Source organism: Aliivibrio fischeri (assembly GCA_038993745.2).
Lineage (GTDB): Bacteria > Pseudomonadota > Gammaproteobacteria > Enterobacterales > Vibrionaceae > Aliivibrio > Aliivibrio fischeri_B.
This window is the reverse complement of sequence record CP160629.1, coordinates 2,351,727-2,366,615: the sequence shown is the minus strand read 5'-3', so window position 1 is coordinate 2,366,615 and position 14,889 is coordinate 2,351,727. Positions and strand designations below refer to the sequence as shown.

Genomic DNA, 14,889 nt, shown 5'->3' with positions numbered 1-14,889 from the left:
GAATAAAAAATGAAAAAAATAATAAGTGTTTTATGTTTATCAGCTTTCTTAACGCCTGTAGCAATGGCTGCATCACCAGATTTTCCTCACCTAGAAGTCTCTGGTAAAGGTGAGGTTTTTGTTGTACCAGATATGGCTCAGTTCTCAGTTGATGTCGTTGAAAGTAAGGCAACAGCAGAAAAAGCGAAACAGGCTGCGGATAAAGCAGTAACTGGATTTTTAGCTCGCTTAGAAGTACAAGGCGTTAAACGTGAGAATATTAATAGTGGTAATATTCGTTTAACCCCGGAATACCGTTATCCAAAAGGTAAAAAGCCAGAGCTTGTTGGTTATAAAGCCACTCGAAATATTACCGTTACTGTAATGGATTTAAATAAATTGAATGGTTATTTAGATAAAGCCTTGGGTGAGGGGATTAATCGTATTAACCATATTGAATTAAAAACAAGCAAAGAAAAGCAATACATTGAAGCGGCTCGTTTAGAAGCGATTAAAGATGCGAATGAAAAAGCGGCATCTCTAGCTAAAGGATTTGGAACTTCTGTTAAAGGGGTTTGGAAGGTTTCATATCATAATAATTACAGTCAACCTGTGCTGATGAGAAGCATGGCGATGGATAGCGCTGCAAATACAGCTGAAAGTTATCAGGATAACCAAATGGTGATTTCTGACTCTGTATCTGTTGTATATCGACTTAACTGATTACATTATTTAATATGAATAAAATGGGCAGCTAATTAAGCTGCCCATTTTTTATTTATCTTAATGAAGAATTCGAGCGCGGATAGTGCCTTCAATTGCTTTTAGTTGAACTAGAGCTTCTTCTGCTCGTGCGGTTTCAACATCAATAACAACATAGCCCATATCTGCTGATGTTTGTAAGTATTGAGCTGCAATGTTAATGCCTTCATTAGCAAAAATACTGTTTATTTGAGTTAGAATACCTGGACGGTTTTCATGGATATGCAATAAACGTGATGTATCAGTATGTTCAGGAAGTGACACTTCAGGGAAGTTAACTGATGATAATGTTGAACCATTATCTGAGTATTTTGTTAGTTTACCCGCAACTTCAACCCCAATGTTTTCTTGAGCTTCTTGAGTAGACCCCCCAACATGCGGCGTTAAGATTACATTATCAAACTTTTGTAATGGTGACTCAAATGGGTCAGCGTTTGTTTTTGGTTCTACAGGGAACACATCAACCGCTGCACCACCTAAATGCCCAGACTCTAATGCGTCACATAGATCTTGAATTTTTACAACAGTTCCACGTGCAGCGTTAATAAAGATAGCCCCTGGTTTCATACGAGCAAATTCTTCTGCACCCATCATGTCTTTTGTTCCCGCGGTTTCAGGAACATGTAGAGAGATCACATCACACTTATTTAATAATTCACTCATGGTCGGGATTTGAGTTGCGTTACCTAGAGAAAGTTTATTTTCGATATCGTAGTAATAAACTCGCATACCTAGGTTTTCAGCTAAAATGCCTAATTGTGTACCGATATGTCCATAACCTATGATACCCAAACGTTTGCCTCGAGCTTCAAAAGAAGCGTCAGCACTTTTTTTCCAAATACCACGGTGTGCTAATGCATTCTTTTCTGGGATACCACGAAGTAATAGTAGAATTTGACCTAAAACTAATTCAGCAACGCTTCGAGTATTAGAGAAAGGAGCATTGAATACTGGAATACCACGCTTTGCGGCTGCTTTTAAATCAACTTGGTTTGTGCCGATACAGAAACAACCAACAGCAACCAATTTGTTTGCAGCATCAAATACTTCTTGTGTTAATTGAGTGCGGGAGCGAAGACCAATAAAATGAACGTCTTTTACTGCTTCTAAGAGTTCTTCTTCAGAGAGTGAACCTTTGTGGTATTCAATATTGGTGTAACCATCTGCTTGGAAAACTTCAACACAAGATGGGTGCAATCCTTCTAAAAGAAGAATTTTGATTTTTTCTTTTTCCAGAGATACTTTTGCCATGGTCGTTCTTATCCTTAAAAACAAAATTATGATGTGATTTATTGCTTGCTGATTATAAAGTATCAAAAAATAATCAGTTTGGGTAAGAAAATTACGGAATAGTTAATAAAAAACGGTGCTAATGAGCACCGTTTGTAATGAAATAACATTTTTGCTCCCTCTTAAATAAGGGAACATTAAGTTAAGGTAGTTATTTAGTCGAACTTCTTAACGCCTTCTGGAGCCCCTACTAATAGGACATCTGCACCGCGGTGTGCAAATAAACCTACAGTTACTACGCCTGGAAGAGCATTGATTTTATCTTCTAGATCTTTTGCATCTGTAATTTTCATACCGTGAACATCAAGGATCACATTACCATTATCGGTAATTACGCCTTCACGGTATGCAGGATCGCCACCTAATTTAACTAACTCACGAGCAACATAAGAGCGAGCCATTGGAATAACTTCAACAGGAAGTGGGAATTGACCTAAAACATCAACTTGCTTTGTGTCATCAACAATACAGATAAATTTATCAGAAATTGCAGCAACGATTTTTTCACGGGTAAGAGCAGCGCCGCCGCCTTTAATCATTTCATTCTTGCCGTTAATTTCGTCGGCACCATCAACATAAACATCAAGGCCAGCAACATCATTACAATCAAAAACTTCAATACCCAGTTCTTTTAATTTCTCTGTTGAAGCTACTGAGCTTGATACTGCGCCTTTAATTTCATTCTTCATGGTCGCAAGTGCGTCGATGAAATGGTTTACGGTTGAACCTGTACCCACACCAACAATGCTGCCAGCTTCTACGTATTCTAACGCTGCCCAACCAGCTGCTTTTTTCATCTCGTCTTGAGTCATGACCTTCTCCTAGAAATATAATGTGCAAATGAAAGCGGCGTGATTATAGCGTAGAGTTTTTTCTTCGTCAGAAAAAATAAGTCAGTAAAGCGTAAAAAATGAATAAAATACAAGCAAAGCAAACGGTTTCGGCTAACTATTTACCAGTGCCATGTTTTTTGAGGTGTGATGATTTGAGGAAGTGGTACATCCCAAGATTCAATTGGTAACGATGAAACTTGCTGGCAAGTGTGTGATAACCCTATCGGCATTGGACCTTGCTGATGGGAGTGCCAATTAGAGAGGGTTCGATCATAATATCCACCGCCCATACCTAAACGATTACCGGTATGATCAAAAGCAACTAACGGCGTCAAAATTAGATCTAATTCAGAGGTCGGTATAATTTTAGTTTTGTTTAGTTTGGGTTCTAGGATCTGATATTTATTATGAACAAGCGGTGAGTTTTCAGTGTACTCAAGGAATAATAAATGACCCTTTGAGAATGGGTGTATTACAGGTAAAGCGACTTGTTTGCCCTGTGCCCATAACCAAGTGATGAGTGGATTGGTATCAATTTCACCATCGGAAGATAAATAGACTGCAATAGAGTGTGCTTTTTGAATTACAGGGTTGATAGAACACTGCTGGACAAGAGCGTTGGCTGCTTGAGATTGTTCAATAGGAGATAAAGCGTTACGACGTTGACGTGTAGATTGTCGAATGAGTCGACGAGATGTCATGGAATACCCCAAAGTGCCGTAGTGGTCGTAGCCCTTGAACCCTAGGTTCAAGGCGGATCAGCAAAGTTTACCGTAGGCTTCTCAGTACAAGCCGAGCATGCTCAATAGCAAACAAGTACTAACCCTAATTTGTGCTTATCGGCTCAGGGACATAGATCCGCCTACAAACACTCCAGGGTAAATTTGATTCTTTTGCTATCCTTAGCGATGTTTCTATTCTGCCGTACTTTCTTCTGTTTGGCTAGGCTTAACTGTAGAAATTGCAGCTTCTAATGCGCTTGCAAGCAATCCCATGCGTTCATAAACATCGGAAGAGTGTTTACTTGCCTCTTTTTTAGCCGCATGAAGTTCGTAGCAGATATTTAACGACGTAATAGTCAATAACTGTTCAGTATTGGTTACTTTGGTTCGTTCAGATAATTCATTTACACGATTATCTAAATCTTGAGCGGCTTCTTTTAATGCAGCTTCTTGACCAGCAGGGCAGTTAACCTTGATGGCTCGTCCTAATATTTGGACTTGCACGGCTTGGCTTGTCATCAATACATTACTCATCGTTAAACTATAAGATTCACTGACTTCATAAATAACCAGTGATAAGTGAATGAAACTATAAGAAATGATGTAAAAAGATTCAAGTATTTCGCATCGCTTTGTTGATGGTGGTTAACTATATTCTTAATAAAACAACAATCTGATGAAAAGATACTCAATTGCGAGAGATAGTGAGTTTTCTGAAAATGCATGAAGTGGTAGCATGGAGATATTAATCCTAATCTAGAGATCGTCAAATATGAGCGAAATTAAAATGCCAGAGTTTTTAACCGTTGAGTCAGCTTTAAAAGACAGTGGACTTGCAGTTACACCATCAGAATTGCATGGTCTATTAGTTGGCATGATAAGCGGTGGTCTATCTCTTGACGATCAAACCTGGAAGCCATTGATTTATGATTACACTAACGATGGTATGGGATGGCCAGACAGTGCAATTAAAGTGGGAAGTGCGGTATTTCAATGCACAGTTGCTGAATTAACGGCTGAAAAGCTGGCTTTAGAGTTGTTAATCCCTAGTGAGAAAGAGAGCTTAATGAATCGAGCTGATGGGTTAAGTGAGTGGGTTAACCATTTTATCTCTGGTTTAGGTTTAGTTGAGCTTAAATTAGATAAAACATCTGATGCATTGAAAGAAGCGTTAGCTGATTTAGAAGAAATTGCACGTTTAGGTATTGATGAAGAGGATGATCTTGAAGAACAAGAAAGTCTCTTCGAACAAATAGTAGAGCATGTGCGCATTTGTGTTCTTACTATTCATGCTGAATTAGGTCAGCAAATACATACTGATGCGTCTAAAACAGTGCATTAATGGATTCTAGAATGACACATTATGATGTAGTTATTGTTGGTGGTGCGATGGCGGGAGCAACACTCGCTTTAGCATTAGAAAAAATGAATCAAGGGCGTCTTTCGATTGCGGTTATTGAAGCTGTCGAACCAAAACTTGATTCTCACCCAGGCTATGATTCTCGAAGTATTGCTCTTTCTAATGGAACTGCGCAGCTATTGAAAGACATTGCTTTGTGGTCAGATATCGCCCCGTTAGCAACACCAATAAAGCATATTCACATCTCAGATCAGCAACATGCAGGAATAACAGAGTTAACATCAAAAGAATTGAACGTTGATGATCTTGGTTATGTTGTTGAGCTTGCTGATATTGGTGATTTTTATCATAAAAAATTAATAAACTCTTCAGATATAGAACTTATTTGCCCTGCATCGGTTTCTCATCTTGAGCGAGAGTTAGCACTGACTAAGATAACGCTCTCTACAGGAAAGGTTATTTCTGCATCTTTGGTTGTAGCAGCAGATGGCGCTGAATCTGCCACGTGCAAAAGCATGCAATTAGAATCTGAAGTGTTTGATTTTGAGCAGGTTGCTATCATCGCTAATGTGACAACAGAGCTCCATCCTCAAGGAAAAGCATTTGAGCGTTTTACTGAGCATGGCCCTGTCGCTCTCTTGCCGATGTCTAATGGTCGTAGCTCACTTGTATGGTGTGTTACTCCTGAAGCATCGCAGGAAATATTAGAGTACAGTGATGAGCAATTTTTAGCGCATCTACAAAATGAATTTGGTTGGCGCCTTGGTAAGTTAATAAAAACGGGTAAGCGAGCACATTATCCTTTGTTACTTCGTCGTCAAAAACAGCATGTTTCCCATCGTTTTGCTGCTATTGGTAATGCAGCTCAAACTCTGCATCCAATTGCAGGCCAAGGGTTTAACCTTGGAATAAGAGATGTATTTTCATTAAGTGAATGTATTACTCAAGCTTCTTTGAATGGTCAAGATATTGGTGATTATTCGGTGCTAGCTGAGTATCAGAATCGACGAGAACCAGATCAACAGCAAACCATAACGATGACTGCAGGATTAATTTCTATCTTTGCAACTCATTCATTCCCAATGGTAATTGGACGAAATATTGGTTTGTATGCGGTTGATACTTTCCGTTTTTTATTAAAACCTGTGACATTACGAGCAATGGGTAGAGTGAAAAGATAATTATGATGCAGAGTGTAGATATTGCGATTATTGGTGGCGGTATGGTTGGTTTAACCGTAGCCGCTGCATTAGAAAACAGTGGATTAAGAATCGCAGTCATTGAAAGCCAACTGCCTGAAGAGGAATTAGCCTCTTTGCCTGATATTCGAGTTTCAGCGATCAGTCGAGCAAGTGAAAATATTTTAAATAATGTTGGAGCATGGCAGGGAGTCTTGTTACGTCGTGCAGCACCATACACATCGATGCGAGTATGGGAGCAAGACAGCTTTGCTAAGATTGAATTTGAAGCAGAGGACATCGCTCAGCATAATTTAGGACATATTGTCGAAAACCGAGTTATACAACTTTCTCTTTTGGATAAAATTTCAAAACAAGAAAACGTTACATTATTAGCGCCAGAACGATGCACTAATATTATGTTTGGCGAAAGTGAAGCTTGGATTAATTTAGAATCAGGTAAAGCAATTACCGCAAAGCTGGTGGTTGGTGCGGATGGTGCAAATTCATGGTTACGTAATCAGTTAGATATTCCTTTAACACATTGGGATTACGGTCATAGCGCTCTGGTTGCAAATATTCGAACTGTAGATACTCATAATGCAACCGCTCGACAAATATTTAGACCTGAAGGACCGCTTGCATTTTTACCATTAGGTGAACCGAATTTAAGCTCTATTGTATGGTCTCTTGACCCTTTACAAGCCGAAGATTTAGTTTCGATGCCTGAAGATGATTTCAATAAACGTTTAACTACGGCATTTGATAATCAACTTGGACTATGTTCTGTTGAAGGGGCTCGCCAAGCTTTTCCATTAAAGATGCGTTATGCCAAAGATTTCGTTCGTGAGCGAGCGGTATTAGTTGGTGACGCTGCACATACTATTCATCCTTTAGCAGGGCAAGGTGTGAATCTTGGACTTGCCGATGCTGCTGCATTAGCTGAAACGATTTTAGCGTTACAAAATGAAAGTAAAGACATCGGTTTAAAAGTTAATTTACGTTCTTTTGAGCGATGGAGAAAAGCAGAAGCCGCTCAAATGATTGCCTCTATGCAAGGATTTAAAGAGTTATTTTCTGGAAGCAATCCAGTTAAGAAGTTCATTCGAGGGGTGGGAATGTCATTAACGAATGAGCTATCGCCTGTTAAAGATGAATGCTTAAAAAGAGCGCTAGGCTTATCTGGACATTTACCAGAAATAGCAAAAAAATAGTATTTAGTTAAAAACAAAAAGGTAGCGTAATGCTACCTTTATTTTTAATAAGCCATTTTCAACCGAGTTATTTCTGAGTTAATTTCTTTTACCATTTTATAGTGTTCACGCTCCGCTTCTGTAGGAGCTACTAATCGACCATCTTTAAATCGAAACTCGCCAATGCCGTGAATATGAATCTTTCCATTAAATAGTCGACTAATATGTTTCGCAATCATGCTCGGTGCATAGTGCTTAAAAAATCGCATCACATTATCCTTCAGTGATTAAAACAAACGAGCTTTTATGCTCTGGATAGCATTATAACCAAATTTATGTGACATATATGTTGCAAAATTGGGATAAGGTGAGGAGGAGCATATTATTAATATTTTAATATGCTGATATTTGATCTTTATCTAGATAAAAATATTAAAAAAAAGCCCGAAACAGAGTTCGGGCAAACAGTCACAGATGCATTTCCAATATATATAGGTATATTGGAGTAAATTGTTTGGAGTTAAACAATTTATGCGCTCTTTCGTAAGAAAAGAACACAATCAAAATAACTAAAAATTAACCAAAATGCTACTTATTCATAAAAAATAAATAATAATTCATCTCTTGATGTGGCGAAATGAGTAATGGATCAAGTTCGTTATGTAAGAATGTAAATTAATCCAATTCTCGGCACAAAGAAGCTAGAGTTGGTTGGCATAAATGGCACAAGTCAGCGAGTGTTAATTCAATTCCTGCCATTCTATCGCCGCTAGATATATTAATATATTGATGTTGTTGGAAATGAATATCTAGAAAAACAGGCATTGGTGTCGCTGTTACTATTGGGTTTATCGTACCAATCTCAAAGCCTGTAATTAGCTTTACTTCATCAGATGAAACACAGGTCATGCGTCGGCAATCTAATAATTGTCGTACTTTTTTTGGATCTACTTGTTGATCTCCAGGAACGCAAGCCAGAGCCAATCGTCCACCCATATCTCGTAAAACAATCGTTTTAACCATCTGAGATGGAGAAACTCCACGTTGTTCAGCGGCATCTTGAACACTGATTGCGGGAGTTTTATGTGGAAGTAGTCGGTAAGGGATCTGCTCTTTATCAAGCAGATCCGTCACAGATGTTTGCAACTTACTCATCATTAAGTGTGTAAGGCAATTCTACTTTTTCCCAGATAGACTCTTGAAGTTTGAATTGTGTATCTTCATCTAAATCATTTGGAAGGATTGCTAGAGCAAGAGTATAGCCATCTTCAAAGCGGTATGCCGAAACAATGGTTCCGCCTTTACGCCAATTTTCACCCACACTACGCTCAATAGCATCACCGGCACATGGTCGTGCCTCTGAAAGACCTAAAAGTAGGTACATAGCACGTTTGTTTATACCACGGTATTTTGCTCTTGCTACGGTTTCTTGACCTGTATAGCACCCTTTTTTAAAGCTAATACCATTGATGGCTTGTAGATTTAGTGCTTGAGGAATATGTTCGTTACATAGTGGGGCATCTATTTGTGGTAAGGCGTGTTTAATGTGGTGCAAAGACCATATAGCCTCATCGCATAGTGTTGCTTCTGATAATAAAGAAAGAAGTTCCTCTTTTTTATCATCGGTTGTTACTAGTAACCATTGTGTATCGCTAACTTTGGCAAACGTACCAAATTTAGATACTCGGACGTTGGCATTTGAATCAGTATGTTGATTTATCCACTCAAGGGCTTTATCGCCAGTAAAACCAAGTAAAATTTCATCACTAATTGAAATATCGACTTTAGAAAATACAGCGTATTTTTTTATTTCAGTTAATTCTGTTTCGATAGCACTTTTACGCTGAAATAAAGCGTAGCCATCATTGTGATGAAAGAGCTGGAAGATACTCCATAATTTCCCTTTTGCATCACAATGCCCACCGAAGGTGATCTCATCTTGAGCTAAAGAAACAACATCGCAAGTAACTTGACCTTGTAGGTATGATTTTTTATCTGCACCAATCATTGTGATTAATGCCCAATCATTTAACTCGGAGACAGTGAAGCTTGGTAATGGCTCATCTTTATTTAAATTTAATGCTGGGAATAGAGTGCTCATCATAAAATTCTTATTTAAGTTAGGTTATGTTCTTTATAGTAAATGTCTAAATTTTAAATGTCAGTAAAAAGAAACAAGTAGTTTCATGTCGCATCTTCTTCATCTTATGACTTTAGATCATGGTTGTCGTTGAAATAGACTGATAAACTCAAGGCCGTTATTTTATTTTTTACGCTAGGGGACAGTATGTACAGTGCCGAAGAAAAAGCACGAGTTAAGTGGGCTTGCCGTCGTGGAATGCTGGAATTAGACGTGGTAATAATGCCATTCTTTGATGAATGTTTTGAAGAGCTTACAGAAGCAGAGCAACAAGCTTTTGTTTCATTATTAGAGTGTGATGATCCAGACCTATTTACATGGGTTATGGGGCATGGTCGCAGCGATAATCTTGCTCATGCATCTATGGTAGATAAAATCGTTGAGCACAACCTCAGTAAGTTACGTTAAAATAACGCTGAACTTCTCTTATATCGCCTATCTTGGATTGAATGGCAGTTACTTCTGCTTTGGGTGGGCGATATTATTGATGGATATTATTCCATTTCCACTTCTTCCCTCATTTTTCTTCCTCATTTATAAACAACTAAACGCCACTTATTATCAGCTATTAGAACAGCAAGGCAGTTATACTTTTTCAAAGAAGGATACCGATGACCATCGTGATTGGGTGGTTAAACGGATGCTGTGGAGCAGTCGCTCATTAAGTATCATCTATGCTGAAAATGCTTATACTAAGCAGTTCTTTTATTTATTCTCAGATGCGATAGATAAAAAAAAGCACCATCAATTAATGGTGCTCTTAAAGTAGTCGTGTTGTCGTTATTAAGTAAGGTTTCGCCTACTTAAAGTTGGTTGGCACTAAAATAGTTGGACCTGACTCTTCCAATGCCTCTGGATAGTCAAGCGTATAGTGTAAACCACAACTTTCTTTACGTTTCATTGCACAACGTACCATCAATTCTGATACGTCTAAAAGATTTCGTAATTCAATTAAGTTATTCGAAACTCTGAAATTACTATAATAATCATGAGTTTCTTGTTTTAGTAATTGAATACGGCGCAGTGCACGCTCTAGACGTTTGTCAGTACGAACGATACCCATGTAATCCCACATGAATAGGCGTAGTTCGTGCCAGTTATGCTGAATAACTACTTCTTCATCAGAGCATTCAACTTGGCTTTCATCCCATGCTGGCAGCGTTGGTGGCAGTTCGCGTTTATCCATATCTTTAATAATATATTCAGCCGCTGACCACGCATACACAACGCACTCTAATAGTGAGTTTGATGCTAAACGGTTTGCACCATGAAGACCGGTGTAACTTACTTCACCAATAGCAAATAGACCATCAATATCGGTTTGGCCTTGTTTATCAACCATTACACCGCCACAGGTATAGTGAGCAGCAGGTACGATAGGGATTGGTTCTTTTGTCATATCAATACCAAATGAAAGCAGCTTTTCATTAATGGTAGGGAAATGGTGGTGAATGAAGTCTTCAGGCTTATGGCTGATGTCTAAATACATGCAGTCAGCCCCTAAACGCTTCATTTCGTAATCGATAGCTCGAGCGACAACATCACGAGGAGCAAGCTCACCACGCTCGTCGAAATCTGGCATAAAACGAGTACCATCAGGACGGCGTAAATAAGCGCCTTCACCACGTAATGCTTCTGTCATTAAGAAGTTTCGTGCGTCAGGGTGGAAAAGACAGGTTGGATGGAATTGGTTAAATTCTAAGTTAGCAACTCGACAACCAGCACGCCATGCCATTGCAATACCATCACCTGAAGATACATCTGGGTTTGATGTGTATTGGTATACTTTAGATGCACCGCCAGTGGCTAAAATAACAAATTTGGCACGAACAGTTTCAACGTGTTCTGCATCACGGTTCCAAATATAAGCACCAACAACTTTATCCGCATCACCACCAATTTTATCTTCGGTGATTAAATCCAACGCATTGTGGCGCTCAAAAATCGTAATGTTTGGGTGGTTAAGCACATTCTCTTGCAGTGAATTTTGCATGGCTTTACCTGTCGCATCCGCAGCATGCAAAATACGACGGTGGCTATGTCCACCTTCACGAGTTAAATGGAATTTAGGATCGGAGATATCGGTTTCTTTTTCATCATCGTGATCAAAAGGAACGCCGCCATCAATTAACCATTGAACGCAATGTTTTGCGTTTTCTGCAATAAATGTAACGACATCTCGGTCACATATGTGCGCGCCTGCTACAAGGGTATCTTCAACATGTGATTCAACGGTATCACTTTCATCAAATACGGCAGCTATGCCGCCTTGAGCGTAATAGGTTGAGCCTTCATTTCGAGGGCCTTTACTTAAGACGATCACCTTTCCATGTGGTGCGACTCTAAGGGCAAGAGAAAGACCAGCAGCACCACTGCCTATGACTAAAACGTCACAACTGTGTTCATTGGTTATGTTCATATATTCATCATTTTCCTGTGATAATCCGATCATTTTACCAGAATCTATCCGGTTGCGTCACATTTTGGAATGGAATCTTAAATATCAAGAATAAAAGTTCGTAAATATCAGCAAAAAGGATTTTAAAGTCCCATGGATTGATATAGATATATTAAATTGATAAAAAAATGTAATAATAAAGGAACTTTCTAAGAATTAGAAACTCATACATAGTGCTCAAGTTAATCGTGGTATAGCTGGTTCATTATAAGCTATTGCGTTATGTAGACTTAATGCGCATCTAAGAAGAATAACATGGGAGTACCCGCTCCAATGAGTGAGCAGTTAACAGATCAAGTTTTAATTGAGCGTGTTCAACGTGGCGATAAACAAGCATTTAATCATCTTGTTGTAAAATATCAAAACAAAGTATGTAACCTTGTTGCTCGTTACGTAAAGAACAGTGGTGATGTGCCTGATGTAGCCCAGGAAGCGTTTATTAAAGCGTATCGTGCGTTACCAACCTTTCGTGGGGACAGTGCATTTTATACTTGGTTGTATCGCATAGCAGTCAATACAGCTAAGAATTACCTTGTTGCTCAAGGACGCAGGCCGCCAGCATCAGATGTTGATGCAGAAGAGGCGGAATATTATGAAGGGGCGAGTGCATTAAAGGAAATCACGAACCCAGAGAATTTATCGTTGTCAGAAGAGTTAAGAGAGATCGTCTTTTCAACAATTGATGGATTGCCAGAAGATTTAAAAACAGCAATTACATTACGCGAGCTAGAGGGCTTAAGTTATGAAGAAATTGCTGCTGTAATGGAGTGTCCGGTTGGTACGGTTCGTTCGCGTATTTTCCGAGCTCGTGAAGTTGTTGAGAAAAAAATCCAACCGCTAATGCAGCGTTAATTATTTCCAACGGTCAAACGGTGAAGACAATGACTGATAAAGAACAAATATCTGCGTTTATAGATAATGAAGAGATGGACAACGCGTTCATTGAATCCTTATCAAACACTGAAAATGCAGAGACTTGGAAAAATTACCATTTAATTGGTGATGTTATGAGAGGCGATGCGCCTGACAGCAAAGAATGGAATATTGCTGCCAACGTTGCTCTCGCTCTTGAGGATGAACCCGCTCATTCTATGAATGATACGGTGACGGAATTTATGCCGTCGCAACCTACACCAAGTGAAGCAAAGAAGACATTACCTAGTTGGTTAACTCAATTTGGCCAAGTAGCCATGGCAGCCTGCTTCTCATTGGTTGTTATTGTTGGTGTTCAGCAATATAACGGTTCAGAACCAAGTGCAATTCCTGCTAGTGGGGATATTCAAGTGCTTGATACCATTCCGTTTAGCGGCAGTGCTGAACCTGTGAGTTTAACGCGTGATTCCTTAGTGAATAAAACGTCGAATGAAGCTGATGTAATGGAGCAACGTAAACGTATTAATGCGATGCTACAAGATTATGAATTACAACTTCGTTTGAATGCTCACGATGGTTCGATTGATAGAGAGCTGTTAGAACAAAATTCAACATTGGCAGAATAGATGAAACGTATCCTGATCAGCTTTATTGCATTGGTCAGCTTCTTTCCAATAATGGCCTCAGCTGAAGAAAAACCTTCTGCTGAGGCTTTGTTGCATCTGATGGGAGAGGCTAGCCATAATTTAAATTATGAACTTTCTTATATTTTAGTTAAGAAAAGTAGCATAGAACCTTTTATGTATCGTCATTCACATTCAGAGGATATGACACTGTCTCATTTAGTTTATTTGAGCGGTTCTATGCGTGAAGTGATTCGTCGAAACAACGAAATTAGTTACTTAGAGCAAGGTAGCAAGCCATTTACTATAAAATCTGAAGCTATTGTCGCTCCGATTATTCCTCTTCTACATAAAGATATTGCACAATTAAAACAGTATTACGATTTTGTATCTGTAGGTAGAGCAAGAGAAGCAGGTACGGCATCTCAAGTGGTGCGAATTGTTTCAAAAGACGGTAATCGATATTCTTACATTGTCTGGATTGATGAGCGTAGTCATCTACCTATGAGAACTGATTTAGTCAGTCGAGAAGGTGATATCATTGAGCAATATCGTGTCATTTCATATACCGTAAATGATCAAATTGCGACGTATATGACACAGCGATTAGGTGATGCTGAGCTACCTAAAGTACTTTCTATTCCAAGCTCGACAAGTGATAAAGCAACATGGGAAGTGACATGGATACCAAGTGGATTTAAAAATATTCACTTCAACCGTTATCGTTTAGCGATGAATCAAAGAGCGGTAGAAAGTCAGATGTATTCTGATGGTCTATTTAATTTTTCGGTTTATATCTCAGAAGCCGATAAACTCAGTCATAAAGAACAACTTGTTCGCCAAGGTCGCCGCTCATTACATAGTTATATTAAAGGCGATTATGAAATAAGTGTTGTTGGTGATATTCCAGCATTAACGGCTAAACGAATTGCTGAATCAGTGGTGTTTAGTGAATCAAAACCTATTATTGAGGATAAGTAAGCGAAATGATGACTGCATTAGCTACCGTTCTTGAAGTACAAGAAGATATTGTAGTGGTGGGATGCCAACAAAAAACAAGTTGTAACCACTGCTCATCAAAAGACTCTTGTGGAACAGGGATTGTTTCTAAAGCGCTACCTGGAAAAGTCCATCATTGGGCATTTCATACTGAGAAAAAGTTATCAGTAGGCCAATTGGTTGAAATTGGCCTACCAGAGAAGAATTTATTGCAGTCCGCTGCTATTGTTTATTTAACACCACTTCTGTTTTTATTGTTTGGTGCGTTATTGTCCGAGTGGTTTTTAAGTCCAATGATTGGGCTTGGAGAGTTAACAACAATTGTTGTATCGGTTTTATTTGCTCTTGGTGGTTACCAATTAGCAAAAAGACTTTCTCATCATATTGAACAAAAAACAGAGCAACAAGTTAGCTTGCTTAGAGTGCTAGGAGAACCCGTTTCCGACACAAACTTGGGAAATGCTGCACGATAAGATAGC

Annotated in this window: 18 protein-coding genes and 1 other RNA gene; 10 read left to right on the top strand and 9 right to left on the bottom strand. The window is 38.9% G+C overall.

Going from position 1 to position 14,889, the window contains the following annotated elements; all coding sequences use genetic code 11:
* Window positions 1-9 precede the first annotated feature (9 nt).
* Complete coding sequence (locus tag AAFX60_011445; GenBank protein ID XDF77290.1) at window positions 10-702, top strand: oxidative stress defense protein; 693 nt, start codon at window positions 10-12, stop codon at window positions 700-702.
* 60 nt (window positions 703-762) lie between these two features.
* Here the strand turns inward: AAFX60_011445 and serA are convergent, their stop codons facing one another.
* The 5 genes from serA to zapA form a co-directional block, all read right to left on the bottom strand.
* Window positions 763-1,992, bottom strand: a complete 1,230-nt coding sequence (gene serA, locus AAFX60_011440; protein ID XDF77289.1) for a phosphoglycerate dehydrogenase — start codon at window positions 1,990-1,992, stop codon at window positions 763-765.
* Window positions 1,993-2,186: 194 nt separating this feature from the next.
* Window positions 2,187-2,843, bottom strand: coding sequence for a ribose-5-phosphate isomerase RpiA (gene rpiA, locus AAFX60_011435; protein XDF77288.1), 657 nt, complete (start codon window positions 2,841-2,843; stop codon window positions 2,187-2,189).
* Window positions 2,844-2,983: 140 nt separating this feature from the next.
* On the bottom strand, window positions 2,984-3,565 hold the full coding sequence (locus AAFX60_011430) for a 5-formyltetrahydrofolate cyclo-ligase (protein XDF77287.1): 582 nt from the start codon (window positions 3,563-3,565) through the stop codon (window positions 2,984-2,986).
* Between the two features lies 1 nt (window position 3,566).
* Window positions 3,567-3,747: non-coding RNA, 6S RNA (ssrS, locus tag AAFX60_011425), on the bottom strand.
* A gap of 31 nt (window positions 3,748-3,778) precedes the next feature.
* Window positions 3,779-4,105 carry a cell division protein ZapA gene (gene zapA / locus AAFX60_011420; protein XDF78936.1) on the bottom strand — a complete coding sequence of 109 codons (327 nt, stop codon included), beginning with the start codon at window positions 4,103-4,105 and terminating at the stop codon, window positions 3,779-3,781.
* 253 nt (window positions 4,106-4,358) lie between these two features.
* Here zapA and AAFX60_011415 point away from each other — a divergent pair, with 253 nt between their 5' ends.
* From AAFX60_011415 to AAFX60_011405, 3 genes are read left to right on the top strand one after another with little or no spacing between them, the layout of a single operon-like run.
* Window positions 4,359-4,928: a YecA family protein gene (locus AAFX60_011415; protein XDF77286.1), complete on the top strand. Its 570-nt coding sequence runs from the start codon at window positions 4,359-4,361 to the stop codon at window positions 4,926-4,928.
* Between the two features lie 11 nt (window positions 4,929-4,939).
* Window positions 4,940-6,127 carry a 2-octaprenyl-6-methoxyphenyl hydroxylase gene (ubiH, locus tag AAFX60_011410; protein XDF77285.1) on the top strand — a complete coding sequence of 396 codons (1,188 nt, stop codon included), beginning with the start codon at window positions 4,940-4,942 and terminating at the stop codon, window positions 6,125-6,127.
* 2 nt (window positions 6,128-6,129) lie between these two features.
* Window positions 6,130-7,338 carry an FAD-dependent 2-octaprenylphenol hydroxylase gene (locus AAFX60_011405; protein XDF77284.1) on the top strand — a complete coding sequence of 403 codons (1,209 nt, stop codon included), beginning with the start codon at window positions 6,130-6,132 and terminating at the stop codon, window positions 7,336-7,338.
* A gap of 44 nt (window positions 7,339-7,382) precedes the next feature.
* Here the strand turns inward: AAFX60_011405 and AAFX60_011400 are convergent, their stop codons facing one another.
* The 3 genes from AAFX60_011400 to ygfZ form a co-directional block, all read right to left on the bottom strand.
* On the bottom strand, window positions 7,383-7,586 hold the full coding sequence (locus AAFX60_011400) for a DUF1107 domain-containing protein (protein ID XDF77283.1): 204 nt from the start codon (window positions 7,584-7,586) through the stop codon (window positions 7,383-7,385).
* 406 nt (window positions 7,587-7,992) lie between these two features.
* Window positions 7,993-8,475: a YbaK/EbsC family protein gene (locus AAFX60_011395; GenBank protein XDF77282.1), complete on the bottom strand. Its 483-nt coding sequence runs from the start codon at window positions 8,473-8,475 to the stop codon at window positions 7,993-7,995.
* A complete protein-coding gene (gene ygfZ, locus AAFX60_011390; protein ID XDF77281.1) occupies window positions 8,465-9,421 on the bottom strand; it encodes a tRNA-modifying protein YgfZ in 957 nt (318 codons plus the stop codon). Before ygfZ ends, AAFX60_011395 begins: the two co-directional genes overlap by 11 nt.
* A gap of 183 nt (window positions 9,422-9,604) precedes the next feature.
* On the opposite strand from ygfZ, the gene AAFX60_011385 reads away from it, so the two are divergent.
* Together AAFX60_011385 and AAFX60_011380 are read left to right on the top strand one after the other, a co-directional pair.
* On the top strand, window positions 9,605-9,865 hold the full coding sequence (locus AAFX60_011385; protein XDF77280.1) for a succinate dehydrogenase assembly factor 2: 261 nt from the start codon (window positions 9,605-9,607) through the stop codon (window positions 9,863-9,865).
* A 79-nt stretch (window positions 9,866-9,944) separates the two neighbouring features.
* Window positions 9,945-10,226, top strand: coding sequence for a hypothetical protein (locus AAFX60_011380; protein XDF77279.1), 282 nt, complete (start codon window positions 9,945-9,947; stop codon window positions 10,224-10,226).
* Between the two features lie 30 nt (window positions 10,227-10,256).
* Here AAFX60_011380 and nadB read toward each other — a convergent pair whose 3' ends face one another.
* Window positions 10,257-11,876, bottom strand: a complete 1,620-nt coding sequence (gene nadB / locus AAFX60_011375; protein XDF77278.1) for an L-aspartate oxidase — start codon at window positions 11,874-11,876, stop codon at window positions 10,257-10,259.
* Window positions 11,877-12,188: 312 nt separating this feature from the next.
* Here nadB and rpoE point away from each other — a divergent pair, with 312 nt between their 5' ends.
* Genes rpoE through AAFX60_011355 form a run of 4 tightly spaced genes read left to right on the top strand, consistent with a single transcriptional unit; the run spans window position 12,189 to window position 14,883 of the window.
* Window positions 12,189-12,767 carry an RNA polymerase sigma factor RpoE gene (gene rpoE / locus AAFX60_011370; protein ID XDF78935.1) on the top strand — a complete coding sequence of 193 codons (579 nt, stop codon included), beginning with the start codon at window positions 12,189-12,191 and terminating at the stop codon, window positions 12,765-12,767.
* Between the two features lie 29 nt (window positions 12,768-12,796).
* Window positions 12,797-13,414 (top strand): RseA family anti-sigma factor, encoded by a 618-nt coding sequence (locus AAFX60_011365; protein ID XDF77277.1) that lies wholly within the window; start codon window positions 12,797-12,799, stop codon window positions 13,412-13,414.
* The gene (gene rseB / locus AAFX60_011360; GenBank protein ID XDF77276.1) at window positions 13,415-14,392 is read left to right on the top strand and encodes a sigma-E factor regulatory protein RseB; all 978 of its coding nucleotides are present in this window, start codon (window positions 13,415-13,417) and stop codon (window positions 14,390-14,392) included. It begins immediately after the preceding gene.
* A 5-nt stretch (window positions 14,393-14,397) separates the two neighbouring features.
* Window positions 14,398-14,883 (top strand): SoxR reducing system RseC family protein, encoded by a 486-nt coding sequence (locus tag AAFX60_011355; GenBank protein ID XDF77275.1) that lies wholly within the window; start codon window positions 14,398-14,400, stop codon window positions 14,881-14,883.
* The last annotated feature ends 6 nt before the right edge of the window (window positions 14,884-14,889 follow it).